Here is a 24,708-nt window from a genome sequence, read left to right as displayed (position 1 = left end):
CCCACCCACCGCCGCAGACACGACCGCGCACCCACCCCCCAGCCCCCGCTCAACCGCCGGAGGCACCCGGCTGCTCCCGCTCCGACCCGCACAACTCCTCATTCAGCTCCTTCACCAACTGCACCAGATCAGTAGGCCGATCCGGCCCCCACCAGTCCCCCAACAACTCCCCCAACGACGCCTCCCGCACCCGAGCCAACCGCTCCGCAACCTCCCGCCCCCCATCGGTCAGCACCAGATCGAGCCCCTCCCGCACAGCCAACCGCCGCACCTCGACCTGCCGAGCCGCATCGAGAATCACCGGCAACGGCACGGAACTCCGCTCGGCGAGCACCGCCGGCTCCACCCAGCCGTACTTCTTGATCCGCAGAAGCAGCCAACTGGCCGCGGGCAACAGGTCGTACCCGGCCCGCTCGGTGATCTCCCGGTACACCTCCCGCCGCCCCTCCCGCGTCCCGAGCACCGACAACGCCCGGCACACCTCGTCGTACGACGACCGCTCGACGGGATTGCTGGCCAGCGTCTCGGTGACATCAGGCGCGGTCACAGAGCCCCGCAGCTTGTCCTCCCGCAGGAACCAGGCCAGCACGAAGCCCACCAGGGCGACCGGCGCGGCGTACAGGAACACATCCGTGATCGAGGACGCGTACGCGTCCAGCGCGGCCGGCCGCAACTCCCCCGGCAGCCGCGCGATGTCCCGCGGATCGGCCTCCAGCCCGGCCAACGAGACACCGGCCGGAAGCCGAACCCCACGGAACGCCTCCACCAGCTTGTCGTCGAGCCGGTTGGCGAAGATCGTGCCGAAGATGGCGACGCCGAACGAGGCCCCGATGGACCGGAAGAACGTGGCCCCGGAGGTGGCGACGCCGAGGTCCTCGTACGAGACGGCGTTCTGCACGATCAGCACCAGCACCTGCATGACCAGGCCGAGCCCCAGCCCGAACACGAAGAAGTAGACGCTCATCGCCCAGGTGGAGCTGTCCGCCTCCAGCTGATGGAGCAACAGCAACCCCAGCGTGGTGACCCCGGTCCCCGCGACCGGGAACACCTTCCAGCGCCCGGTACGGCTGACGATCTGCCCGGACCCGGTCGACGCCAGCAGCATGCCTGCGACCATCGGCAGCATGTGCACACCGGACATGGTCGGACTGACACCCTGCACGACTTGGAGAAACGTCGGCAGATAGGTCATCGCGCCGAACATGGCGAACCCGACGATGAAGCTGATGACAGCGGACAGCGAGAAGGTCCGCACCCGGAACAGCTTCAGCGGCAGCACAGGCTCCGCAGCCCGCCGCTCCACACCGACGAACGCCCCGGCAAGCACCACGCCCAGCACCGCGAGCCCGACGATCTGCGCCGACCCCCACCCCCACGTGGTCCCCCCGAGGGAGGCGACCAGCACCAGACAGGTGGCGACGGATGCGATGAGGAACGTACCCAGGTAGTCGATGACATGCCGCGTCGACTTCCGCGGAATACGCAGCGCACCCGCGATGACGACCAGGGCGACAACCCCGATGGGCAGATTGACGTAGAACACCCACCGCCAGCTCAGATGCTCCGTGAACACCCCGCCGAGCAACGGCCCGAGCACGCTCGTCGCGCCGAACACTCCACCGAACAGCCCCTGATAGCGCCCCCGTTCCCGCGGCGAGACGATATCCCCCACGATCGCCATGGACAGCACCATGAGCCCGCCACCGCCGAGCCCCTGAACGGCACGGAAGGCGATGAGCTGAGCCATGTTCTGCGACATGCCGCACAGCGCGGAGCCGACGAGAAAGATCACGATCGCGATCTGGAAGAGCCGCTTGCGCCCGTACTGGTCACCGAGCTTGCCCCACAACGGAGTAGCCGCGGTGGACGCCAGCAGATACGCGGTCACGACCCAGGACAGGTGCTCCAGGCCGCCGAGGTCGCTGACGATGGTCGGCAGAGCGGTCGACACGATGGTCTGGTCGAGCGCGGCGAGCAGCATGCCGAGAAGCAGCGCGCCGATGGAGACGAGGACGTTGCCGGGCACGTTCTCGTGCGCCTCGGCTCCCCGCCTCGGGGGCTGCGCGTCACGCACATGTCCCGTCCTACCCTGCGCGTCCCCGGCCATGAAGACCTCCCGAGGGTCTCGTTACATCCCCCATCGTGATCGCTATGACCGGTTATGGCCTGTCGAGCCCCTTTGGAAGCCGCCCTTCCGGGGGTTACGGAGACGACGTGAGGGACGTCTGCATAACCTGGGGAGTCCGCGAGGGGGAGGGACGAAGGCGTGACAGAGCGGACGGCCGCGAAGGGTCCGGAAGGCCAAGGGGGCCAGAACGGCCAAGGAGGCCAAGAAGGCCCGATAGGCCGGAACGGGAACGGCCACCTCTGCCCGGAGTGCGGCACGCCGAGAGGGGCCGACAACACCCCGTCATGCGGCTGCGGCCGACGCGCGTCCGAGGCCCTGCGAGACGCCCGCACGGCGGAGGCGGCCGCGGCGGAGGACTTCGACCCCCTGCGCATACGGCCATACGTGGAACTGGAGGCCGACGGCGACAGCGCCGACGCCGGTACCGGCCCTGTCGCCGGTCCCCGCAGCGACGAAACGATGCCGCTACGGCCGATTCCGCCCTCCACACCGAGCGCCCGGGACCTGAGCCTGTTCCTGCCGGACACAGCCGAGGACGACGCCGGAGACACGCCTCCCGACCGGACGACCCGTCACCGCCGCACCCGTACGGTCCTGCTCGGCACCGGCGGCGCACTCGTGGCCGTGATCGCGGCGGCGGGCCTGGCGAGCGGCCTGTTCACGTACGAGGCACCGTCCCGGGACACGGCACTGCCGGACGACGTACGGGCGAGCGTCCCGGCCCCGTCGACCAGCGAGGCGTCGGAGCCTCCCGCTCCCGCGGTGACGGCGACACGGTCAGCACCGGTCCCGGCGTCCCCGCCCCCCGCGGAGAGCGCGTCCCCCTCCCCGTCCCCGTCCCGATCCAGCACGTCGCCGACCCCGTCCCCCTCGACGGAACCGACGACCGCCGCCCCCTCGACCGCGGAGGCCGCCGGCTCCCAGGAGGTCTCCGCCGCGGCCCGGGATCCCGAGCCCCCCACCCTCCGACGCGGCGACAAGGGCCCCGAGGTCACCGAACTCGAACTACGCCTGACCCAGCTCGGCCTCTACACGAGGGAGGCCAGGGGCAGCTACAACGAGGGCGTCGAGGACGCGGTGAGCAGGTACCAGTGGGCGCGGGGGGTGCAGCCGGAGGAGTACGGCGTGTACGACTTGTCGACACGGGAACGGCTGGAGTCGGAGACGACGGAGCCGTAACGCCCTTTCACCCAAGAGCCCGGAAGGCGCCGATTCGCGGCTCACGCCCCAAAGGGCCGCGGGGAACCGCGCGACCAGCCACATACGGCCCGCAGTCACCGCCGAACCAGCACCCCGGCCTCTTATCGAAAGGCGCCGGTTCACGGACAACGACGGGTTGCTCACGCCCCAAAGGGCCGCGGGGAACCGCGCGACCAGCCACATACGACCCGCAGCCGCCCACGAACCAGCACCCCCAGCCCCTTAGGCGACAACCACCCGAATCCCGCCACCCGCCACACCCTCGACCCGCACCTGCCGCAAGTCCGCCACCGCCACATCCGGCCCATGAAAACCGGCCCGCGCCCCGACCCCCACAACCCGCATCCCCGCGGAGCGCCCCGCCTGGATCCCGGCCGCCGAGTCCTCGAAGACCACACAGTCCTCCGGCGCGACCCCCAGCTCGGCCGCCCCCTTCAGAAACCCCTCCGGGTCCGGCTTGCTCGCGCCCACCGACTCCGCGGTCACCCGCACATCCGGCAGCCCCAGCCCGGCGGCAGCCATCCGCGCCGTGGACAGCGCAACGTCGGCCGACGTCACCAGCGCATGCGGCAGCCCGTCCAGCGAGGCCAGAAACTCCGGCGCCCCCGGAATCGGTACGACGCCCGCCACATCCGCCGTCTCCTCGGCGAGCATGCGCGCGTTGTCCGCGTGGTTCTGCTCCATCGGCCGGTCGGGCAGCAGCAGGGCCATCGAGGCGTACCCCTGCCGCCCGTGCACGACCTTCATCACCTCGTCCCCGTCCAGCCCGTGCCGCTCGGCCCAGCGACGCCAGATCCGTTCCACGACGGCGTCCGAGTTGACGAGGGTGCCGTCCATGTCGAGCAGCAGGGCACGGGCGGTGAGGACAGCGGGCGTGGCCGGCATCGGCAGCTCCAGGGCGAGGGGCGCGGGGGTACAGGGGTGGCCCCCGGGAGGGACAAGGTGGTCCCGCCCGCCGGTCAGGGAAAACGGGCGGGAGCCACTTTGTTCCCCCACGGTACAAAACCGATCCCGATCGCGCCACCGCCTCCGGAAACCGTTCACCGAGAGTTCAGCTCGCACCGATCTCACACAACAGGCTCACGCACCCGGCTCACGCATCCGGCTCACGCATCCGGCTCACGTCACCCGGCGACCGCCTCCCAAAGGCTCCACACACCCAGCCCGAGCATCAGCAACGCCGCCACCTTGGTGATCAGCCGCAACGGCACCCGCCGCATCAGCGCCTTCCCACCGACGATCCCGAGCCCCGCCACCGCCCACAGCGCCAGCACCGCACCGAGCCCGACCGACAGCGGATCGTCGTAGCGCGCCGCGAGATTCGCCGTCATGATCTGCGTCAGATCCCCGAACTCGGCGACCAGGATGAGCATGAAGCCGGCCCCGGACACCTTCCAGAAGGACTGGTTCTCCGGCTTGCGGATCTCCTCCTCGTCCTCGTCCTTCTTCATGAGCAGCACCGCCGCGCCACCCAGGAAGAGCACGCCCGTCACCGCGTGCACGATCTGCTGCGGCAACAGCGTCAGTACGCTGCCGGCCGCCACGGCGAGCGCGACATGCACCGCGAACGCGGCGGCGACGCCGGCGAAGACGTAGGAGGCGCGATAGCGCGTGCCGAGGACGAGCCCGGCGAGCGCGGTCTTGTCGGGCAGTTCGGCGAGGAAGACGACGCCGAAGACGACGGCCGTCACGGTGAAGCTGATCAAGGTTCCTCAATCGGTCGGGGCTGCCCCACCGAGAGCGATGCTGCACTGCGACTGCGCTGCGACACCTCGGCACGGCAGCACACGTAGGCACCCGCACCAGGCGGCACGGGCGTGCACTGCTTGCCGAAGGTCTCGCTGGCCGACCCCGTGAACGAGGTCCGCCTCCGGGCGCCGGCTCAGACGAGCTGAGCAGTATGTCGACGGTCCGGCGAAGAGCTACTCCCCTTCTGCACGACCCATCGTACGGGACTCCCCCGACCGACTCACAGGAAGAAAGTCACGCCCTCAACCTTGTCGTGTCATGAGCGCGTCATTAGCTTCTTACCCGACGCACACCTCCCCGCAACACGGCGCCGCGAACATTCCTTCGCTCGCACGCCAACACCCCCACCTCCCAAGGGAGTTCGCATGTCGAAGTTCTACGCGCGTCGACGGGTCAGCATACTCGCGGCCCTCAGCGGCCTCATAGCCTCCGTCGCGCTCTTCAACGCCCCGACCGCCTCCGCGGCGCTCCCCACCCCCGTCAGCGCCGCCACCGCCCGCACCTACCTCGCCTCGCTCACCGTGGCCACCGAGGACCGCACCGGCTACGACCGGGACCTCTTCCCGCACTGGATCACCCAGTCCGGCGCCTGCAACACCCGCGAGGTCGTCCTCAAGCGCGACGGCACGAACGTCGTCCAGGACTCCGCCTGCGCCGCCACCAGCGGCAGCTGGTACTCCGTCTACGACGGCGCCACCTGGACCGCCGCCTCCGACCTCGACATCGACCACCTCGTCCCGCTGGCCGAGGCATGGGACTCCGGCGCCGACAGCTGGACCACCTCCCGGCGCCAGTCGTTCGCCAACGACCTGACCCGCCCGCAGCTGATCGCCGTAACCGACAACGTCAACCAGGCCAAGGGCGACCAGGACCCGGCCACCTGGATGCCGTCACGCACGGCCTACCGCTGCACCTACGTCCGCGCCTGGGTCCAGGTGAAGTACTACTACGACCTCTCGGTCGACTCGGCGGAGAAGTCCGCCCTCACGAACTACCTCGCGAGCTGCTGACGGGGCACTCACGCGGTACTCACGAGGCGCTGACGGAGTTCGGCAAACCGTGACCTGCGGAACCTCCCCGCTCACCTCCGTCGTTCCGTACCGTACGGGGCGACGGAGGAGGGCGATCACGTGGCGGAACTGCGCCTGGGACCACTGCTGAGGTACGCCGACGGCTCGTCCGCGACCGTCTGGGTCGAGGCGAGCCGTCCGTGCACCGCCGAGGTGCGCGGCGCGGCCGGCGCCCAGGGCACGTCCCGGACGTTCCAGATCGCGGGCCATCACTACGCCCTGGTCCCGGTGAGCGGCCTGACCCCGGGGTCCTCGGAGGCGTACGAGGTCCTCCTCGACGGCACGCGCGTGTGGCCGCTGCCCGACACCCCGTTCCCGCCCTCCGTCATCCGCACCCCCGCCGAGGGCGACCCCGCGGGCGCCCCCGTCCGCCTCGCCTTCGGCTCCTGCCGCTGGGCCGCGCCGCCCGCCGGTGAGAAGGACCCGGTCGGCCCGGACGCCCTGGACACGCTGGCCGCCCGGATAGCGGCCGACCCGGAGGGCGAACGGCCCGACGTGCTGGTCCTGCTGGGCGACCAGGTGTACGCCGACGAGACCTCCAAGGCGACCAGGCGCTGGCTGGCCGCCCGCCGCGATCTGAGCGAGCCGCCGGGCGACGAGGTGGCTGACTACGAGGAGTACACCCGCCTCTACTACGAGTCCTGGCTCGACCCCGAGGTGCGCTGGCTGCTCTCCACCGTGCCGAGCTGCATGATCTTCGACGACCACGACGTCATCGACGACTGGAACACCTCCGCCGCCTGGCTCGCCGACATGCGGGCCACCCCGTGGTGGCGCGAGCGGCTGCTGAGCGGACTGATGTCGTACTGGGTGCACCAGCACCTCGGCAACCTGCCGCCGCACGAGCTGGCCGCCGACCCGCTCTACGCCGCCGTACGCGAACTCCCCGACGGCACCGACCTGTTGCGCTCCTTCGTCTGCGAGGCGGACGCCGACCCGCCCACCCGTCACCCGACCACCGCCCCTCAACTACGGCGCTGCGCGCCGGACCCTTCTGGATTCCGCTGGAGCTACCGGCGCGACTTCGGCCGCGTACGGCTGCTGATGGTGGACACACGGGCGGCGCGCGTGCTCGACGAGGGCGCGCGCTCGATGCTCCACCCGGGCGAGGCGCGCTGGCTGCGCGAGCAGGCGCTGGACGCGCGCGGCTCGTACGACCACCTCCTCATCGGTACGTCCCTGCCGTGGCTGCTGCCGCACCTGGTGCACGACGCCGAGGCGTGGAACGCGGCCCTGTGCCGGGGCGAGCGCGGGGAGCGCTGGGCGCGGTTCGGCGAGGATCTGCGGCGGCGGGCCGATCTGGAGCACTGGGCGGCGTTCCCGGAGTCCTTCGACGCGCTGGCGGAGTTGATCGCCGAGGTCGGGTCGGGGGCTCAGGCGCCGGCGACGGTGTGCGTGCTGTCGGGGGACGTGCATCACGCGTATGTGGCCGAGCCGACCTGGCCGGCCGGCGAGGGTCCCGACGCCCGTGTCTTCCAGCTGACCTGCTCCCCGGTCCACAACGCCATCCACCTGGCGATCCGCCTCGGCTTCCGCTTCGGCTGGAGTGCGGTGGCGCGCCGGCTGGGCCGCAGGTTCGCCGGGCACGGGGGCTGTCCCGTGCCGCCGATCGACTGGCGCCGGACGGGCGGGCCGTGGTTCGGCAACCAGCTGATGACGCTGACGCTGCGGGGGCGGTCGGCGCGGCTGCGGCTGGAGCAGGCGCAGGAGGTTCGTGGGGGTGGGGCGCGGTTGAGGACGGTGGCGGAGTCGGAACTCTCGCCGTGAGTGGCGGTTCGCCTGTGAGCTCGGGGCGTTCGGCGCGATGGCGGCCGCGGGTGAGTGGGGGCTGGTCGCGCAGTTCCCCGCGCCCCTGAAGGCACGTGCAGTGAACGTCCCTCAGGGGCGCGGGCCTGTGTTCAATTGCGGCTACCGCCGCGTGGGCGCGAGCAACCCACCACGACCCGCAGCCGCCATCGCACCGAACGCCCCCCGAACCCACCGCGGCGTGTGGGATGCACGTGATGCATCCCACACTCACCTGCCCCAGTGCCCGGTTCGCCCTGCTCCCGGCGGCATGATGAGCCGGACCGTCCGCTTCCGCCCGGCGGTTCGCTCCAAACGCGCCCCACACGCCCGGGAGTCACCCCCTTGACCGCACCGACCTCCGCACCGACCCCGGAGCCCCCCACGGTCTCCCTCGCCCTGGTCGGCGCCGGCCCCCGCGGCACCAGCGTCCTGGAACGCCTCTGTGCCTCCGCTCCCGAACTCCTCCCACCCGGGACGCGCCTCACGGTCCACGTCATCGACCCGGCCCCGCCCGGTCCCGGGCGCGTGTGGCGGACCGCGCAGTCACCCGAGCTGCTGATGAACACGGTGGCCTCGCAGGTCACGCTGTTCACCGACGACAGCGTGGACTGCTCGGGCCCGATCCGGCCCGGCCCCAGCCTGTACGACTGGGCAGCCGGTGAGCTGGGCCCGGACGAATACCCGACCCGTGCCCACTACGGCCGGTACCTGGAGTGGGTGTTCGCGCAGGTCGTGAGTGCGGCGCCGCCCGCCGTGCGCGTCGAGACGTACGCGGCCCGCGCGGTACGGCTCGACGACGCGTCCGACGGCAGCCAGGTCCTCACCCTCGACGACGGCCGTGTCCTGCCCGGCCTGACGGCCGTGGTGTTGGCACAGGGACATCTGCCGACGGCCGGCGACGCGACACAGCGCCGCCTCGCGTCGTACGCCGAGCGCCACGGTCTGCGCTATGTGGCGCCCGCGAACCCGGCAGACGTCGACCTGTCCTCCCTGTCCCCCGGCGAACCGGTGCTGTTGCGCGGCCTGGGCCTCAACTTCTTCGATCACACGGCCCTGTTGACGACGGGCCGCGGCGGCCGTTTCGTCCGGACCGAGGGCGGCCGGGGCCTGCGGTACCTCCCCTCCGGCAACGAGCCCCGCCTGTACGCCGGTTCGCGACGCGGCATCCCGTACCAGGCGCGCGGCGACAACGCGAAGGGGCCGTACGGCCGCCATCTCCCGCTCGTCCTGACGCCCGAGGTCATCGCCGGTTTCCGCAAGCGCGCGGACTCGGGCGAGGCGCCGGACTTCCTGGCGGAGATATGGCCGCTGGTGGCGAAGGAGGTGGAGACGGTGTACTACGCGGCGCTGATACCGCTCATGCCGCTCACGCCACCGATGTCGCCGGTGCCGCCCGCACCGGGGACTCGGCGGCCGGAGTTCCCGGACCTCCCGGAGTTCGTCGAACGCTTCCTCGCGGTCCCCCACCGTGACCCCCGGGAGGCGGACCTGCTGGCGGAGTTCGGCGTACCGGAGCGTGAGCGCTGGAGCTGGGACCGGATCTCCCGGCCGTACAAGGGACGCGAGTTCGCGGATCCCGGGCAGTGGCGCGACTGGCTGCTGGCGTATCTGCGCGAGGACGCCGCGCAGGCCGCCCGGGGCAATCTGCACGGCCCACTGAAGGCCGCCCTCGACGTGCTGCGCGACCTGCGCAACGAACTCCGCCTGATCGTCGACCACGGCGGCCTCACCGGCACCTCACGCCGGGACCACCTGGACCGCTGGTACACCCCGCTCAACGCCTTCCTGTCCATCGGCCCGCCCCGGCGCCGCGTGGAGGAGCTGGTGGCACTGGTGGAGGCGGGCGTGGTGGATGTGCTCGGACCCCGGCTGGAGGTGCGGGAGGAGGAAGGGGCGTGGGTGGCGCACTCGCCGGAGGTGCCGGGCTCGGCGGTGCGGGCGACCGCTCTCGTCGAGGCGCGCCTGCCGGAACCCGACCTGCGCCGGAGCGCCGACCACCTGCTGGCCCGGCTGCTGAAGACCGGGCAGTGCCGTCCGCACGTCGTCGACGGTCATGAAACGGGAGGGGTGGACGTAACACAGCGGCCGTACCGCCTGATCGACCGTCAGGGGCAGGCGCACGCAAGGCGGTTCGCGTTCGGGGTGCCTACGGAGGGTGTGCACTGGGTGACAGCGGCCGGGGCTCGACCGGGTGTGGATTCGGTCACTCTTTCGGATGCGGATGCGGTGGCGAGAGCGGCGCTACGTGCGGTCATTACCGGGGCGCGTGGGGATTCCGAGGCTGAAGTGTGGCCGAATGTTGAACTTGCAAGGGTTGATTAGGGCTACCTAACGTGTGGACTACCGCTCAGTATCCATCCCCACGCCGTTCCTTTCCCTACAGGGACCGGTACCTCAGACCGAGGGAGTCCCCACATGACCGGACGCCTTAACAGCGCCCAGCCGTACGCCATCGGCCTGTTCCGCATCGTCGTCGGCCTGCTCTTCGCGTGCCACGGCGTCAGCTCGCTCTTCGGCGCCTTCGGAGGCCAGACCGCCGCGGCCGGCAGCTGGCCCGGCTGGTACGCCGCCGTGATCGAACTCGTCGGCGGCAGCCTGGTCCTGCTCGGCCTCGGCACCCGCGCCGCGGCATTCGTCTCCTCCGGCGCCATGGCGTACGCGTACTTCAAGGTCCACCAGCCGCAGGCGCTGTGGCCCATCGAGAACAGCGGTGAAGGTGCCGCCATGTACTGCTGGGCCATGTTCCTGCTGATCTTCACGGGCTCCGGCGCGTTCGGCCTGGACCGGCTGTTCGCCAAGCGCTCCGAGGCGCAGGGCCGGACGGCGGCCGACCAGACGCCGGTGGCCGCCTGACGGCCGCACCGCCCCTGAACGACGGCGCCTGTACCCGCGGGGCTCACGCGGGTACGGGCGCCGTTTCTCCTCTACGACCGGACTGCGGCCGGGTACGCCCGGGCTGCGGCCGGGGTGAAGATGCTGTGCCGATCACACGAGCCCCCGACGAATCTCCTGTCACACCCCAGGCGTACGCTGTATGGCTGTCACAGGCCGCATCTGCCGCTCCCCCGCGACGTCGCGGCACGGCACAGTCCGGCCACGGGGGTAAACGGGGAGTTGCGGTGCTCGACGGTCTCGAGGACATGGGTTCGCTTACGGCGGCCCCATGGATCTATGTGGTGGTGGGGCTGTCGGTCCTGCTCGACGTGTTCGTCCCCGTACTGCCCAGCGGCGTCCTGGTGATCACGGCCGCGACGGCGGCGGCCGCGGGCTCGGGTGCCGCGACCGGACAGGTCCCCGGTGAGGTCCCGGACATCCTGGCCCTGACGCTCTGCGCCGCGACGGCCTCCGTCCTGGGCGACCTGGTCGCCTACCGCCTCGCCTGGCGCGGCGGCGAACGACTGGACCGCGCGATCGCCCGCTCCCGCCGCCTCACATCAGCGCAGGAACGTCTCGGCACGGCCCTCGCCCGAGGCGGCGGCGCCCTGGTGGTCCTGGCCCGCTTCGCCCCCGCAGGCCGCTCGGTGGTCTCCCTGAGCGCCGGCGCCACCCACCGCAGCGCCCGCGACTTCCTCCCCTGGTCCGCCCTGGCCGGCCTGACCTGGGCCACGTTCAGCGTGGCCCTCGGCTACTTCGGCGCCCAGTGGCTGGGCGCGACGTGGATCGCGACGGCGGTCTCGGTGGGGGCACTGTTCGCGGCGGGCGCGGCGGCGACGTATCTGATGCGCCGGAAGCCGGCGTAGGCGCTCCGCTTCACTTGCCGGGGAGTGGGCGTGGGCGCCTGCTTCGGTGGCGGGTGGCGGACGCTCCGGCCCTGGATGTGGCCGTCGCAGGGCAGGCCCGTGATCATCGCGGCATGCCGGGTGCCCCAGCCCGCGCAGACGCGCCGCGCGACCCCGTACGGCGGCGCGACCCCGTACGGCGGCGCACCCGTCGGCCTACGGCCCGGCCCCACCGGCCCGACCCTGTATCCGTCCCGTGCGCTACCCGGCCTCGCGGGCCACCGCGGCCCCTCGCACCTCCAGGCCGTCGAGCAGGTCGGCCGTGGCCTCCGCGATCATGTCGACGGCGCGGTCGAAGACCTCCCGGTTGTGGGCGGCCGGGGCCCGGAAGCCGGAGACCTTGCGCACGTACTGGAGGGCGGCGGCCCGGATCTCTTCCTCGGTCGCCTCTTCGGGCAACGCGGGCGGACGAAGTGTCTTGATGCTGCGGCACATGTCCAACAGTCTCCCTCGGGGAGGGGCCTGTCTGCCATGATCACCTCAGAGGCGGCCACCGTCGAGGGGCCGACCGACGAGAGGAATCGCATGAACACGCAACGCGCGACGGCGAACGACCGACTCACCGTGGCGGTACTGGGCCCGGGCGGCATAGGCGGTCTGCTCGCCGCGCTCCTGTCCAGGGCCGGTCACCGCGTGATCTGCCTGGCCGGCGACGAGACGGCCGGGGCCCTGCGCACGACCGGGATCCAGGTCCGCAGCGCCCGCTTCGGGGACTTCACGGCCGAGGTCGAGGCGGACACCGAGCTGCGTGAACCGGTCGACGCCTGTCTGATCGCGGTCAAGGCCACCACCCTCGACGCGGCCCTGACCCGCGTCCCGCCCACCGCGCTCGGCGACGCCCTGGTCGTCCCCTTCCTGAACGGCGTGGAACACCCGGAGACCCTGCGCGCCCGCTACCGCCCGGACCGAGTCGCCCCCGCCGTCATCCGCGTCGAGTCGACCCGCGTCGCCCCGGGGCGGATCGAGCACACCAGCCCCTTCGCCGAGATCGACCTCACCGGCGACGGGGTCCCCCGCGACCGGCTCGACGCCCTGGCGCAAGCCCTCGACACGGCCGGCCCCACCACCCGCGTCCTCACCGACGAGACGGCGGCCCTCTGGGCGAAGATGTCCTTCCTGGCCCCCTTCGCCCTGCTGACCACCCGCCACGCCCTCCCGCTCGGCGACGTACGCACGCGCCACCGCGAGGAGTTGACGTCCCTCGTCGAGGAGACGGCGGCCGTCAGCCGCGCCTGCGGCGGCCCCGCCGACCCGGCCCAGGCCCTCGCCCGCTACGACGCCTTCCCGCCGGGTACGAAGTCGTCGATGCAGCGCGACGCGGAGGCGGGCCGCCCCCTCGAACTGGACGCCATCGGCGGCGCGTTGCTGCGCGCGGCGGAGCGCCACGGGGTCCCGGTGCCGGTAACGGCCGGCCTGGTAGGGGAGTTGAGGGAAGCCGGCCACTGACCGGCCGCCCTCGAGTCCGGGCGACCCGGGCCCATCGATCATCCGCCCACACACTCGTACGTATGAACCACCCGAAGACACTCGCAACCCAAAATCGAACAGGCGTAGCATTGGGTCGTGGCTACGCCCTATGACTTTCCGAGTGACCTCCTCGCCGGTCAGGAGGAGCTGCATCAGGTCCGGGCCGAGCTGTCGGCCCTGTTGAAGCGGCTCCCCTGGTCGGTCGTACCCCTGGACGCCTTCAGCGACGACAACGGCTGGCGCAAGGTCGAGCGCCCCGCCTCCCCCGGCTGGACGGAGGACGAACAGGCCGAGGTGGAGAAGCTCCGGCAGCGCGAGCACGAGCTCGCGGTCTTCATCAGCGGCCACCGCTTCTGGTCGGAACTCGCCGGGGCGGAGCGGGTGGACGCCCGCACCAGGCTGAAGCACGCCCACGAGGCGGCGCCGACGCCCCGGGAGAGCTGAAAACGCAGAGGACCCCGACCGCGAACGGCGGGGTCCTCTGCTGCTGTGGGCGCGGACGGTTTCGAACCGCCGACATCCTGCTTGTAAGGCAGGCGCTCTACCCCTGAGCTACGCACCCGTGAATGAGTCGACAGCCTACCTTGCCAGGGGCCATGCCCCGCAAACCCGTATCGCGGACGGTCCGGGATGTCCGGGGAACTCCTGGGGTTAACCCCACCACGGATCCGGGAGCGGCCCGGATCCCGTGGCGGGCGCGTGGTCCGTAGGGTCGAAGCACCATCGCAGTCCTGGGGCGTCAAGGCCGGTCTCAGGGAGCCTCAGGGAAGTCTCAGGGGGAGATCGTCATGACCCGTACCGTTCCCGTCCGCGCCACCGCCGTTGCCGGGGCCGTCGTGGTGCTCGTCGCGGGTCTCGCCGCCTGCGGGGCCTCCGCCGGGGACGACAAGGATCCCGAGCACCGGACCTTCGCTCTGGAGGGGCGGACCCTGACCGTCGACTCCGACGACTCGGCGCTGGAGATCGTCGCCGCGGACGCCCACAAGACCGGCGCGGTCGAGGTCACCCGGTGGTTCCAGGGGTCGGTCGCGATCGGCTCGGATCCCAAGGTGACCTGGGCGATGAAGGACGACCGGCTGGTGCTGCGGGAGAAGTGCTCGGGCATGATCGCCAACTGTTCGGCCAAGCACCGCATCGAGGTGCCGCGCGGCGTCACCGTGAAGGTCGAGGACGGGGACGGAAGCGTGCGGGCGTGGGGGTTCGAGGACGCGCTCAGCATTCGTACGGGGGACGGGTCCGTGCATGTCACCGACTCCAGCGGGCCGCTGGATCTGCGGACGGGCGACGGTTCCGTGCGGGTCTCCGACGTCTCCTCGCGCAAGGTGAGGGCGCGGACCGGTGACGGCTCGGTCCGGCTCGAACTGGGCACCGTGCCGGACCTGGTGGAGACCCGCAGCGGCGACGGTTCGGTGACGATCGAGCTGCCGCGGGCGACGTATCGCGTGACGACCAGGACCGGCGACGGCTCGGTGGATGTGTCCGTGCCGCGGGACGACATCAGCTCCCATGTGGTCTCCGCCCAGACCGGCGACGGAAAAGTCACGGTGCGAACCGCGAACTAACCGGCCCGTGTGTTCGTCCTAAACCGGTGGGAGAATGAACCGGGCAGGGTGAATGACAGCACGGGAGAGGGATGTGACGGCGACACCTCCGCAGCCGAACTCGCCGTCAGTGCCGGGCGCGCAGGGGCACCCCGACCGGGACGTCCCGCAGCTCGTGCGTCGCGTCCCCGGCGACACGGTCCGCATCCCCCGCAGCGCCCCATACGGCATCGTCCGCGGCACCCCGTACGGCACGCGCCGCGCCCTCCGCGACACCCTCACCCTGGTCGCCCTCCCCCTCGTCGCCGCCCTCGCCCTGCCCGCCGCGTTCGCCGGCGGCGGTACCCGGCGCTGGTTCGGCGGTCGGGCCGAGAGCCAGCGGGCCGAGGCACAGGCCGCGAAGGACGCCGCGGCGGCCGCGTTCTACGAGCTGGACACCGCCCAGCGGGATCTGCGGATCTCGATCGAGACGATCGCGGCCGTCGACGACTCCCCGGCCGCCCACCGGGCGATCACCGACTTCGACGCGCTCGGGCGGCGGATCGACGAGGCTAGCCACCAGTACATCACCGCCGTCGACGCCCACGACCTCGACCGCGACGACCTGGAGGCCTCGGCCGCCGCCGGCGCCCGTACGGAGCTGACGAAGGCCAAGGACGAGCTGGGGCGCGTCAAGCAGGAACTGGACCGGTTCGCGGCCGGGCTGGGGCCGCTGCTCGGCAAGGCCGAGACCCAGCTGGCCCGCCTCGCCCCGGCCGTGGAGCGCGCCCGGCAGGGCCTGCTCGCCGCCTCCAACGCCCTGGATGCCGTACGGGAATCAGGGCTGACGGCGGACGACCTCGCGGCGCGGCTCGCGGCCCTCGCCCCGGAGCTGACCAAGCTCAACCAGGGCGCCGGTCAGCATGGCGTACCGCAGACGCTGGAGCGCGCCGAGCGGGTCGCGCGGGAGGCGGAAGCGGTCCGGGTGGAGGCCGGGCGGCTGCCGGAGAAGGCCGCCGAGATCGATCACCGGCTGGTCTCGCTGCGTACGCGCGCGCAGGCGCTCACCACGCGTGCCGGGCAGGTCGAGCCGGTGCTGAGTGAGCTGCGGCGGCGGTTCACGGTGGCCTGCTGGCAGGATCTGCAGAACGTCCCGGACGGGGCCGCGGAGAACGTACGGCAGGCCGAGCTGAAGCTGAAGGAGGCGCAGGCGGCGCGCGACGAGCAGCGCTGGCCGGACGCCACCGCGCTGCTGTCGACCGTGCGGGCGCTGCTGAACAGCACCGACGAGTCGGTGTCCGCCGCCGGTGACCGGCTGCGCCGGCTGAACGCCGTGCAGAAGGATCCGCAGCAGGAGATCGACCGGACCCGCTTCGCGATCCGGGACGCCCAGCGGCTGGCCATGGCGGGCCGCAACACACCCGACCCGCGGCACGCGCGCCCCCTGGACGACTCCGTGGCCCGGCTGGAGCGGGCGATCGGCACGCTGGAGGGCCGCCACCCGGACTACTGGCACTTCCTGACCGAGACGGAGGCGGTGCGGCAGACAGTGGCCCGGGTGGTCGCGCAGATCCGCGAGGAGCGCGGCGGCGGTCACTGACCGGGCTAATCTGTGCGCATGCCTCGCTATGAGTACCGCTGCCGCAGCTGCGGCGACACGTTCGAACTGAGCCGGCCGATGGCGGAGTCGTCCGCCCCCGCCGCGTGCCCTGCGGGGCATGACGACACGGTGAAGCTGCTGTCGACGGTCGCGGTGGGCGGCACGGCCAGCGCCCCCGCGGCGCCGAAGCCTGCCGGCGGCGGGGGCGGGTGCTGTGGTGGAGGGTGTTGCGGCTAGGTAGTGCGTGCGTTGTTGTCTACGGGTGCGTGGGGGCTTGTAGCACCCACGCGGCGGAGCCGCACATTCAATGCAGCCCCGCGCCCCTAAAGGCGCTTCGCGCCCCTTAGGGGGCTTCCGTGCGCGTTGCCTTCAAGAACTCCCGCAAGATGCGCTCCCCCGCCAGCACTCCCCTCTCCGGCAGCGCGCTGATCGCCGGAGCGGTCCACTCGGCGTCCGCAAGCTCCCCATGCCCCGGGCGCCAGCCCCGGTCCGCGGCCAGCAGCAGGTCGGCGTCCAGCAGGGAGTCACCGGCCGCCAGCGTCAGCTCCGCACCCGCACGACGGGCGACCTCGTGCATGGCGGCGCTCTTGGTGAGCGGCTTCGGGACGGCGTAGATCTTGCGGCCCTGCAAGGACACCGTCCAGCCGCGGTTCTCCGCCCACACCGCGAGCTCCTTCACCCACTCCTCGGGCAGCAGCTCACGCTCGACGACCAGGTAGGCGAAGAGGTCCTCGGCGATGCGGTGCTTGCGCACCCAGGCCGGGGACGCCGACGCCATCAAGTGGTCCTGCACCTCCGCGAGCGGCGCGCACTGTTCGGCCAGGCTGGCTTGGACCTGTGCGTGCCAGTCGGGGTCGGAGACGCCGTCGACCAGCAGATGGCCGCCGTTGGCGCAGATCGCGTACTTCGGCTCGGGGCCCGGCAGGTTGATGCGCTGGTACTGCTTGCGGGTCCGGGTCGTCGTCGGCACGAAGACCGCCGCGTCGCCGAGGTCGGTCAGCAGCTGGGCCGCCGTCTCGGTCATGTACGACAGCGGCCTGCTCTCGTGCACCTCCACGCACAGCAGCCTCGGCGCCCGCGCGTCCGGCATGGTCAGCGCGAGGGCCGCGGCGGAGTAGATGAGCGTACGGTCGAGGTCGCTCGCCACCAGCACCGGCATCAGACGTTCACCGCCTTGCCGTCGGCACCCGTCGCGCCCCGCGTGTACTTGGGGTGGATCAACCCCACGCAGGTGTACGGCAGTTCGGCGACCTCTTCCACCGGAACCCCTCTCTGTTCGGCCAGCAGTCGTACATGGTCCAGGTCCGCGCCGGCTCCGGCCCGCGCGAGGATCTTCCACGGCACCCGGCGCAGCAGGACGCGCGTGGTCTCGCCGACGCCGGGCTTGACGAGGTTCACGTCGTGGATGCCGTACTCCTCGCTGATGCGCTCGACGGCCGCCCAGCCCTCCCAGGTCGGCGCGCGGTCACCGGAGAGCAGCTCCTTGACCGTCGCGTCGACCGCGTCCAGGACCTCCGGGAAGCGCGCGGACACGGCGTCCAGGAAGGCCACGGAGACATCGGAGCCGGCGAGTTCGCGGTAGAACTTCGCACCGTGGTAGTCGTGCGGGCCGACCAGGTCGGCGCGCAGCACGGTACGCGAAATCAAGCCGGACACCGTGGAGTTGAGGCACGCGGACGGGATGAGGTAGTCGTCGCGGGTGCCGTACGTCCGCACGCACGAGCCCGGGTCGGCCAGTACGGCGATCTCCGGGTCGAAGCCGGTGATGCCGTCGGACGCCTCGAACTCCCGTATCGCCGCCGTCAGTTCACGGGTGATGGCGCCCTTGCCGGTCCAGCCGTCGACGAAGACGACGTCGCGCGGGTCGTGGTGGGCGGCCAGCCAGCGCAGGGCGTTGGCGTCGATGCCGCGGCCGCGCACGATCGACACGGCGTAGTGGGGCAGTTCGAGTCCGTGCCGGAACTGGGCCCAGCGGCGCATGAGGATGCCCACGGGGGTGCCGGCGCGGGCGAGCGAGACGAGTACGGGGCGTGGTGACCGCTCGGCGAGCACGATCTCCGTCACCGCGCCGGCGGCCTGTGCCAGCCGCGCCGCCGACTCCTCGAGCGCCGCGTGGAACAGCGCCTGGTACTGCTCGCTCGGCTGGTACTCCACGGGCAGCGACTCCGCGTAGTGCGCGCCCCCGCTCTGGATGGCCTCTTCCCTTTCCTCGGTCGGCGCCTCCAGCGTCACGTCCGAGAGGTCCTGGAGCAACCAGCCGACCTCCTCGGGGGCGTACGAGGAGAAGGCGGGGCCGCGGAGGGGCTCGGGCAGCATCGGGTGCCTTTCGGGAAGGGCCGGGGGTCCCGGGACGTACGACGGTACGACCGCGAGGAGGACGTGCGGGGTGTGGGCGGCGAGCTGCGCCAACAGGCCCTCGGGCGCGTGCAGTTCGGGGGTGTCGGCAGCCGAGTCGACGACGGCTGTGACGGCGTCGAAGCCGGCGCCCGCGACGTTGTAGGCGTAGCGCTCGCCGGGGCCGTCGGCGGGGTCGTCGTGGGCCGGGAAGACGAGGCGGGTGCGTATCGCGTAGCCGGGGTCGTCGACGGCGAGGACGGGTGAGCGGGTGGTGGTCGAGTAGCGGACCTCGACGTCGGCGCTCCGCTCCAGCTCGCGGGCGAGTCTGAGCGGGGCGTACATCAGCTCTTCGAAGCCGAGGACGAGCACGCGGCGGGCGTCGGCGGGGAGTGCCTCTGCCAGGCGGGCGGTCATGGCGGGGAGGGCGTTTTCGAGCCGGGTGCGGTGAGCGGGCGTGAATCCGTGCCGGCCGCCGTCGGGGAGGTTGCGGGGCCAGTGCAGGTCTACGCGGGTGACGTGGGGGTGGGTGGGGTTGTCGTCCGGGTGCGGGCCGGTGGGGGCTGGTCGCGCAGTTCCCCGCGCCCCTGGGGACGTCATCCGACCGTCGGCTTCAAGGCCGCCGCCCTCGCCATCGCCCTCAAGGGGCGCGGGGAACGGCGCGGCCAGCCGCGACGCACCGGCGGACGACGTACGACCCTCCGCGGCACTCTCCGCTGCAATGTGCCGCGCCCGAGCAACCGTCGCCTCCTCCGACGCGGCCACGGCAACGCCGCTGTCCGGGGGCGCGGGGAACGGCGCGACCAGCCCCGACGCACCGGCGGACGACGTACGACCCTCCGCGGCACTCTCCGCCTCGTACCGCGCCACCAACGCCTGGCCCTTCTCCAGCACCCCCTCCGGCAGCCGTACGGTCCCCGAAGCAGTCGCCACCAGGTCAACCCGCGCACCGATCTCCCCGGCGAAATCCGCGAGGCGCCCCGCGTCGGCCGGCGACCGCATGTCCACCAGCGCCACCACGACATACCGCCGCCGCGGATACCGGGCATGAAGATCCCGAACGGTGTTCAGCACCGTGTTCCCCGTGGAGAACTCGTCGTCCACCAGAACCAGCGGCCCGTCGCCCGCCAGCAGGGCGGGATCCTCCGGCAGCAGCAGATGGGACGTGGCGTGCGAGTGGGACTCCTCGAAGCCGCCCGCCCGGGCGACCCCGGCGACCGGGCGCCGGGTGGAGTGCAGATACGGGGCGTCACCGACCCCGTCGGCGACGGAGTGGCCGAGCCCGGTCGCCGTCTCCGCGTAGCCGAGGACGACCGCCCTGGCGGCCTCGTCGGCGCCCAGCAGCTCCCGTACCCGGCGACCGAGGGCGTAACCGGCGCCGTACACCACGGACGGTGACTGCGGTACATGCTTGCCGAGCACGTGGGAGACCAGCAGATGCGCCCGCTTGGGGTTGCGCCGCAGGGCGAGCCCCAGCATCTGCGTGAGCTCGTCGTCGCCCACGAGCTGGACTCCGAGCCGCTCGGCGACCCAGCTCCCTGACCAGACCCCGTTGTTCACTGCGTTGTTCATGCGTCCCTTGGATATAGAAGCCGGTCAACCGGCTCGCGGCCAGTCGAACGGTCGGAGGCCGGTCGGCCCGGTCAGGCCGGGATCCCGGCGGCGAGCAGCTCCACGAAGCCGATGTCCTCGTTGGCCACGCCGAAGCTCTCGGCCCGCAGCAGGGTCCGCTCGGCCCAGGCGCGGTGCGGCTTCACCTCGTTCATCTTGTTCGTGTACTGCGACCTGAGTACACCCCCGCCGCAGCGTTCCGGCCGCAGGATGTCCTGGGCGTCGCTGAACTCCTCGTGACTGACCACGGACAGCGCGTGCACGGGCAGTACGTGGGAGGGGTGAATGCAGGTCTTGCCGAGGAGACCGTTGGCGTGGTCCAGCGTGATCTCGCGCAGCAGGCCGTCCATGGAGTGCTCGATGAGGGCCTCGCGCAGTTCCTCGGCCTGGCCCTCCAGGAAGGGGCTGCGGCGCAGCTGAGGCTTGAACATACGTTCCTGCACCCGGAAGTACTCCCACACCGGGCCGGTCACCGTGAACCCGGTGCCGTCGGCTCTGCCCAGCATGTTCACCACGTCGGCGATCACGGAGGCGACGATCTGGACGTCGTACGCGGTCATGTCGGGGGCGCGCCGGAGTCCGTACGACGAGCAGAAGTCGGTCACCCCGAGCCGCAGCGCCAGCACCCGCTCCCGGTACTTGTCGACCGCGCGGGAGATGCCCTCCAGGGTCTCCACGCGCGACTCCCGGTACATCAGCTCGGGCGACTCCAGCACCGGCATCGCGAAGAGCCGCCGCCCGCTCTGCGCCTCGGCGCTCGCGAGGGCCTCCAGGAAGGGCATGCCGGGCTCTTCGGTGAACTTCGGCAGCACGAATCCGGACAGCAGCCGGACGGCGGGACCGAGCCTTCGTACGAGGTCGGGAATCTGCTCGGGGGTGCGGACCCGGATGAAGAGCAGCGGCGGCTCCACCGCGCCCTGCCGCCCGGCGAGGTCGGCGAACTGCCGGACGAGGTTCTCCTCGCCCTCCGCCACGTCCTCGTCACCGATCGAGTCCTCCAGGCACAGCACCATCGAGACCACGCCGCGTCCGGTCTGTTTGACGATGTCGTCGGCGAGCCGGGGGCGGGTCGCCGGACTGTAGAGCGTGGCGCCCAGGGCCGCGGCGAGCAGCCGGGCCGGGGAGTCGGCGGAGAACTCGCACGGCTCCTGGTGGAAGAGGCGCTGCCGCACCTCCGGGGCGATGTGCCCGAAATGACGCATAGAGCTTCCCCCGTGGTGACTCCGTGGCCCCTGTGACCGGTTCACAGGTGGCCGGTAATAGTACGTAGATACCCATGTCAGGGGTTCCCGCAGGGCATGAATTTCTGGTAACGCGGACGAACACAGGCGCGCACGGTCCGTCGCACCCCCGCGTTGTCGTGACCAGGACGGAGAGGGCAGGATGACCGTATGACGCACGCGATGTTGAAGGGGTCGAACGTCCCGCTCGAAGCCACGACGGTACGCGCCGTGCTGCGCTGGACGCCCGGGCAGGGGGTCCCGGATGTCGACGCCTCGGCACTCCTCCTCGGCCCCGACGGCCGTGTGCGCTCCGACGAGGACTTCGTCTTCTACAACCAGCCCCGGCACCCCTCCGGGAAGGTCTGGCGGCTCGGCAAGAAGCGGGGCGCCGAGGGCCTCACCGACACGATCCAGACAGATCTGGCCGGTGTCGAGTCCGGCGTCGGTCAGATTCTCCTGGTCGCTTCGGCGGACGGGGTCGCCTTCGACCGCGTACGAGACCTGCGCATCGTGCTGTACGACGCGGCAGCCACCGACGGCGACCCGCTGGCGTACTTCGACATCAAGCCGGAGACGGGCCAGGAGACGGCCCTGATCTGCGGCGAGCTGTACCGCCGTGGCGAGGGCTGGAAGTTCCGCGCCCTCGGCGAGGGCTACTCGGACGGCCTCAGGGGCCTGGCCACGGACTACGGCATCTCGGTGGACGAGTCGGAGGCCATGGCGGAGCCCACGCCGGAGTCCACGCCGGAGGTCTCCCAGCCCCTCCCGCCGGAGCAGCCCACAACCGTGGTCCCGCCCCAGCCGTCCTACGGCTACCCCCAGCAGCCCCCGCCGACCCAACCGGCCTACGGCTACCCCCAGCCCACCAGCCAGCCGGCCCTGTCCGCGTCGGGCTACGGCTATCCGCCCCCGGTGACAGCACCCCAGCACGAGGGCTTCCACCTGCCGCCCCAGGGCCCGCAGTTCATCGGACGGTGACGGGGCGCCCCTTCAGGGGCGCGGGGCTGTATCGATGTACGGCTCCGCCGCGTGGGCGCGATCAGCCACAGACCCACCCACAGCCGCAAACGGACACGGAGCCCCGAGCTGGTGGGCGCCCGGCCAAGACCCAGCGTCAGCGCTCCGCCTTGGTCTTGTACCCCCGCCCCCACTGCAACCCCCACCCGAACAACCGGTCCAGCTCAGCCTGGAACCCGTACACGAACTTCACCTCGCGCCGGACCCAGATCTCCCCCTTCACGTTCTCGATCATCACCACCGCACAGGACCGAGCCTGCGGATGCCGCTCGTCGAGGCCTATCTCGATCCGGGGCCCGTTGCTCGGATACAGCGTGACGATCGCGTGCGTACGGTCGAACGCCGGCGTCTGGTCATAGATGTACACAAAGACCAGCAACCGCTTGATGTTCTCCCGGTGATCGAGGTTGACGTAGATCGTCTCCCCGGACGCCGACCCGAACCGGTCGTCCCCGCTGAGCTTCACGTACGGCGCCGCGTTGACGTCCCCGAGGAACCCGCCCAGCGGCTGGACGACGCCCTTCGTCCCGTCGGTCAGCTCATACAGCGCCCCGAGGTCGAGGTCGACGTTGACCATGCTCTGGCTGTGCCCGAGCACCTCCGGCGGCTTGAGCGCCCTGAACGGGTGCCGTAGCAGACTCTCCCGCTGCGATCCCCCGATGTCGGACGTACGCATCCGCCAGGTCAGGTTGATCCGCAGATGCCCGGTGGCGGCGCCCTGCTTGGTCAGCGAGACCCGGTCGTGCCGCTTTGTCAGCTGGATCGAGTTCGATGACGCGCTGCCCGAGTCGAACTCGGCCTCCCGGCCACGCCAGAGTCCGTCCAAGAAGCCCATTCCGCCCCCACGTCCCACGAAAGAACCGCGTTCACCACGAGGAAACCACGGTCACCTGGAAAAACCGGCGGGGCGGCCGGAGGCCCGGCCGCCCCGCTCAGAGCGTTCCTCACGCACAGGGGTGTCACACCCCGGACGAGACCTCAGTCTTCTCGTCCGAGGCCGCCGCTTTTCCCTCCGCGGCCGCCAGCGCGCGATTGCGGCGCACCGAGGACAGGAAGGACCAGCCGATCAGGATCACGCCGATCGAGCCCGTGATGAGCTCGTGGATCTCGTACTGGATGGTGACCAGCAGGATCATGGCGAGGGCGCCGATCGCGTAGTGCGCGCCGTGCTCCAGGTAGACGTACTCGTCGAGGGTGCCCTGGCGCACCAGGTACACGGTCAGCGACCGGACGTACATCGCGCCGATACCGAGACCCAGCGCCATGAGGACGATGTCGTTGGTGATGGCGAAGGCGCCGATCACGCCGTCGAACGAGAAGGACGCGTCCAGGACCTCCAGGTAGAGGAACATGAAGAACGCGGCCTTGCCGGCCATGGCGACCGCGGTGCGGGGCTTGCCGGAGCGCTCGGCCGCTTCCTCGGCCTCGTGCTCGCGCTCCTCCTCTTCTTCGAGCTTGTCCTCGAAGTAGCCGGAGAGACCGCCGACGATCATGTAGGTGATCAGGCCCGCGATACCGGAGAGCAGGACCGTCTCCGCCTTGTCGACATGTGCCCCGCCATGCTGGTGGGCGTTGGTCGCGAAGGTCATCGCGCTGACGAGCAGCACGATCAGGGCGATGCAGACCGACAGCATGTCGACCTTGCCGAGCTTGGCCAGCGGGCGCTCCAGCCAGCCCAGCCACTTGATGTCCCGGTCCTCGAAGATGAAGTCCAGGAAGATCATCAGCAGGAACATGCCACCGAAGGCGGCGATCGCCGGGTGGGCGTCAGTGACGAGCTGCTGGTACTGGTCCTTGTCGCTGAGCGCGAGGTCGACCGCCTCGATCGGCCCGAGCTGCGCGCTGATGGCGACGATGACGACGGGGAAGACCAGTCGCATGCCGAAGACGGCGATCAGGATGCCGATGGTGAGGAAGATCTTCTGCCAGAAGGCATTCATCTTCTTCAGGATTCCGGCGTTGACCACCGCGTTGTCGAAGGACAGCGAGATCTCGAGGACGGAGAGGATCGCCACGACGCCGAAGGCGGTCCACCCCCCGAAGAGGACCGCTGCAACCAGGCCGAGCGCGGTGACCGCGAACGACCAACCGAAGGTTTTCAGAACCACTGGCTACCCAATCCTGTGTGTACGGGGCTCCCCCGCGCCGCACTCGGCTTTACGAACTTTTGAAGCTGAAGTCTAGTTCGGCCCCTCTTCGCCCCCCACCCGGGCCTGGCTTTT

At 71.3% G+C, this 24,708-nt stretch carries 21 protein-coding genes and 1 tRNA gene; 12 read left to right on the top strand and 10 right to left on the bottom strand.

Annotated features, from left to right (window positions below; genetic code table 11):
* Positions 1-49: 49 nt before the first annotated feature.
* A complete protein-coding gene (locus ADK36_RS16450; protein ID WP_053198053.1) occupies positions 50-2,107 on the bottom strand; it encodes an MDR family MFS transporter in 2,058 nt (685 codons plus the stop codon).
* Positions 2,108-2,266: 159 nt separating this feature from the next.
* Here ADK36_RS16450 and ADK36_RS16445 point away from each other — a divergent pair, with 159 nt between their 5' ends.
* Positions 2,267-3,307 carry a peptidoglycan-binding domain-containing protein gene (locus ADK36_RS16445; RefSeq protein ID WP_078916292.1) on the top strand — a complete coding sequence of 347 codons (1,041 nt, stop codon included), beginning with the start codon at positions 2,267-2,269 and terminating at the stop codon, positions 3,305-3,307.
* 243 nt (positions 3,308-3,550) lie between these two features.
* Here the strand turns inward: ADK36_RS16445 and ADK36_RS16440 are convergent, their stop codons facing one another.
* Together ADK36_RS16440 and ADK36_RS16435 are read right to left on the bottom strand one after the other, a co-directional pair.
* The gene (locus tag ADK36_RS16440) at positions 3,551-4,213 is read right to left on the bottom strand and encodes an HAD family hydrolase (protein ID WP_048582318.1); all 663 of its coding nucleotides are present in this window, start codon (positions 4,211-4,213) and stop codon (positions 3,551-3,553) included.
* A 239-nt stretch (positions 4,214-4,452) separates the two neighbouring features.
* Positions 4,453-5,034 (bottom strand): TMEM165/GDT1 family protein, encoded by a 582-nt coding sequence (locus ADK36_RS16435; protein WP_048582319.1) that lies wholly within the window; start codon positions 5,032-5,034, stop codon positions 4,453-4,455.
* Positions 5,035-5,442: 408 nt separating this feature from the next.
* Here ADK36_RS16435 and ADK36_RS16430 point away from each other — a divergent pair, with 408 nt between their 5' ends.
* From ADK36_RS16430 to ADK36_RS16410, 5 genes are all read left to right on the top strand, one after another.
* Entirely contained in the window at positions 5,443-6,087 is a 645-nt protein-coding gene (locus ADK36_RS16430) for an HNH endonuclease family protein (RefSeq protein ID WP_048582320.1), read from the top strand.
* A gap of 120 nt (positions 6,088-6,207) precedes the next feature.
* Positions 6,208-7,914 (top strand): alkaline phosphatase D family protein, encoded by a 1,707-nt coding sequence (locus ADK36_RS16425; protein WP_053198051.1) that lies wholly within the window; start codon positions 6,208-6,210, stop codon positions 7,912-7,914.
* A gap of 363 nt (positions 7,915-8,277) precedes the next feature.
* A complete protein-coding gene (locus ADK36_RS16420; protein ID WP_053198049.1) occupies positions 8,278-10,257 on the top strand; it encodes an FAD/NAD(P)-binding protein in 1,980 nt (659 codons plus the stop codon).
* A 93-nt stretch (positions 10,258-10,350) separates the two neighbouring features.
* Entirely contained in the window at positions 10,351-10,788 is a 438-nt protein-coding gene (locus ADK36_RS16415) for a DoxX family protein (RefSeq protein WP_048582323.1), read from the top strand.
* Positions 10,789-11,075: 287 nt separating this feature from the next.
* The gene (locus tag ADK36_RS16410) at positions 11,076-11,675 is read left to right on the top strand and encodes a DedA family protein (protein WP_053198063.1); all 600 of its coding nucleotides are present in this window, start codon (positions 11,076-11,078) and stop codon (positions 11,673-11,675) included.
* Positions 11,676-11,915: 240 nt separating this feature from the next.
* Here the strand turns inward: ADK36_RS16410 and ADK36_RS16405 are convergent, their stop codons facing one another.
* The gene (locus ADK36_RS16405) at positions 11,916-12,149 is read right to left on the bottom strand and encodes a DUF2277 domain-containing protein (protein ID WP_048582324.1); all 234 of its coding nucleotides are present in this window, start codon (positions 12,147-12,149) and stop codon (positions 11,916-11,918) included.
* Positions 12,150-12,239: 90 nt separating this feature from the next.
* Between ADK36_RS16405 and ADK36_RS16400 the strand changes: the two genes are divergently transcribed.
* Both ADK36_RS16400 and ADK36_RS16395 read left to right on the top strand, forming a co-directional pair.
* Complete coding sequence (locus tag ADK36_RS16400) at positions 12,240-13,160, top strand: ketopantoate reductase family protein (protein ID WP_053198061.1); 921 nt, start codon at positions 12,240-12,242, stop codon at positions 13,158-13,160.
* 117 nt (positions 13,161-13,277) lie between these two features.
* Complete coding sequence (locus ADK36_RS16395; protein WP_048582325.1) at positions 13,278-13,625, top strand: hypothetical protein; 348 nt, start codon at positions 13,278-13,280, stop codon at positions 13,623-13,625.
* A 46-nt stretch (positions 13,626-13,671) separates the two neighbouring features.
* Here ADK36_RS16395 and ADK36_RS16390 read toward each other — a convergent pair.
* Positions 13,672-13,743: transfer RNA gene (locus tag ADK36_RS16390), tRNA-Val, on the bottom strand.
* A 226-nt stretch (positions 13,744-13,969) separates the two neighbouring features.
* On the opposite strand from ADK36_RS16390, the gene ADK36_RS16385 reads away from it, so the two are divergent.
* From ADK36_RS16385 to ADK36_RS46280, 3 genes are all read left to right on the top strand, one after another.
* Positions 13,970-14,743, top strand: a complete 774-nt coding sequence (locus tag ADK36_RS16385; RefSeq protein ID WP_053198047.1) for a DUF4097 family beta strand repeat-containing protein — start codon at positions 13,970-13,972, stop codon at positions 14,741-14,743.
* Between the two features lie 73 nt (positions 14,744-14,816).
* Positions 14,817-16,301, top strand: coding sequence for a hypothetical protein (locus ADK36_RS16380; RefSeq protein WP_234329782.1), 1,485 nt, complete (start codon positions 14,817-14,819; stop codon positions 16,299-16,301).
* 18 nt (positions 16,302-16,319) lie between these two features.
* On the top strand, positions 16,320-16,538 hold the full coding sequence (locus ADK36_RS46280) for an FmdB family zinc ribbon protein (protein ID WP_078916298.1): 219 nt from the start codon (positions 16,320-16,322) through the stop codon (positions 16,536-16,538).
* Positions 16,539-16,644: 106 nt separating this feature from the next.
* On the opposite strand, the gene ADK36_RS16375 is transcribed toward ADK36_RS46280, so the two are convergent.
* The 3 genes from ADK36_RS16375 to ADK36_RS16365 form a co-directional block, all read right to left on the bottom strand.
* Entirely contained in the window at positions 16,645-17,460 is an 816-nt protein-coding gene (locus ADK36_RS16375; RefSeq protein ID WP_048582328.1) for a hypothetical protein, read from the bottom strand.
* Entirely contained in the window at positions 17,460-20,207 is a 2,748-nt protein-coding gene (locus tag ADK36_RS16370) for a phosphoribosyltransferase (protein WP_048582329.1), read from the bottom strand. The genes ADK36_RS16375 and ADK36_RS16370 overlap by 1 nt, the downstream gene beginning before the upstream one ends.
* A gap of 71 nt (positions 20,208-20,278) precedes the next feature.
* The gene (locus tag ADK36_RS16365) at positions 20,279-21,448 is read right to left on the bottom strand and encodes an HpcH/HpaI aldolase/citrate lyase family protein (RefSeq protein ID WP_048582330.1); all 1,170 of its coding nucleotides are present in this window, start codon (positions 21,446-21,448) and stop codon (positions 20,279-20,281) included.
* 189 nt (positions 21,449-21,637) lie between these two features.
* Between ADK36_RS16365 and ADK36_RS16360 the strand changes: the two genes are divergently transcribed.
* Positions 21,638-22,447, top strand: a complete 810-nt coding sequence (locus ADK36_RS16360; RefSeq protein WP_053198045.1) for a TerD family protein — start codon at positions 21,638-21,640, stop codon at positions 22,445-22,447.
* Between the two features lie 136 nt (positions 22,448-22,583).
* Here ADK36_RS16360 and ADK36_RS16355 read toward each other — a convergent pair whose 3' ends face one another.
* Both ADK36_RS16355 and ADK36_RS16350 read right to left on the bottom strand, forming a co-directional pair.
* Positions 22,584-23,321, bottom strand: a complete 738-nt coding sequence (locus tag ADK36_RS16355; protein WP_030054591.1) for a TerD family protein — start codon at positions 23,319-23,321, stop codon at positions 22,584-22,586.
* 124 nt (positions 23,322-23,445) lie between these two features.
* Positions 23,446-24,594 carry a DUF475 domain-containing protein gene (locus tag ADK36_RS16350; protein ID WP_048582332.1) on the bottom strand — a complete coding sequence of 383 codons (1,149 nt, stop codon included), beginning with the start codon at positions 24,592-24,594 and terminating at the stop codon, positions 23,446-23,448.
* Positions 24,595-24,708 lie beyond the last annotated feature (114 nt).

This window comes from Streptomyces viridochromogenes (genome assembly GCF_001270495.1).
Taxonomy (GTDB): Bacteria; Actinomycetota; Actinomycetes; order Streptomycetales; family Streptomycetaceae; genus Streptomyces; species Streptomyces viridochromogenes_A.
The sequence above is the reverse complement of the archived record's forward strand: the minus strand, read 5'-3'. Positions and strand labels throughout refer to the sequence as shown.

Bases quoted from the DNA above. Each gene is read 5' to 3' on its own strand.
- ADK36_RS16450 (WP_053198053.1), bottom strand. From the start codon at position 2,107: ATGGCCGGGGACGCGCAGGGTAGGACGGGACATGTGCGTGACGCGCAG.
- ADK36_RS16440 (WP_048582318.1), bottom strand. From the start codon at position 4,213: ATGCCGGCCACGCCCGCTGTCCTCACCGCCCGTGCCCTGCTGCTCGAC.
- ADK36_RS16430 (WP_048582320.1), top strand. From the start codon at position 5,443: ATGTCGAAGTTCTACGCGCGTCGACGGGTCAGCATACTCGCGGCCCTC.
- ADK36_RS16415 (WP_048582323.1), top strand. From the start codon at position 10,351: ATGACCGGACGCCTTAACAGCGCCCAGCCGTACGCCATCGGCCTGTTC.
- ADK36_RS16410 (WP_053198063.1), top strand. From the start codon at position 11,076: ATGGGTTCGCTTACGGCGGCCCCATGGATCTATGTGGTGGTGGGGCTG.
- ADK36_RS16405 (WP_048582324.1), bottom strand. From the start codon at position 12,149: ATGTGCCGCAGCATCAAGACACTTCGTCCGCCCGCGTTGCCCGAAGAG.
- ADK36_RS16400 (WP_053198061.1), top strand. From the start codon at position 12,240: ATGAACACGCAACGCGCGACGGCGAACGACCGACTCACCGTGGCGGTA.
- ADK36_RS16385 (WP_053198047.1), top strand. From the start codon at position 13,970: ATGACCCGTACCGTTCCCGTCCGCGCCACCGCCGTTGCCGGGGCCGTC.
- ADK36_RS46280 (WP_078916298.1), top strand. From the start codon at position 16,320: ATGCCTCGCTATGAGTACCGCTGCCGCAGCTGCGGCGACACGTTCGAA.
- ADK36_RS16375 (WP_048582328.1), bottom strand. From the start codon at position 17,460: ATGCCGGTGCTGGTGGCGAGCGACCTCGACCGTACGCTCATCTACTCC.
- ADK36_RS16370 (WP_048582329.1), bottom strand. From the start codon at position 20,207: ATGAACAACGCAGTGAACAACGGGGTCTGGTCAGGGAGCTGGGTCGCC.
- ADK36_RS16365 (WP_048582330.1), bottom strand. From the start codon at position 21,448: ATGCGTCATTTCGGGCACATCGCCCCGGAGGTGCGGCAGCGCCTCTTC.
- ADK36_RS16360 (WP_053198045.1), top strand. From the start codon at position 21,638: ATGACGCACGCGATGTTGAAGGGGTCGAACGTCCCGCTCGAAGCCACG.
- ADK36_RS16355 (WP_030054591.1), bottom strand. From the start codon at position 23,321: ATGGGCTTCTTGGACGGACTCTGGCGTGGCCGGGAGGCCGAGTTCGAC.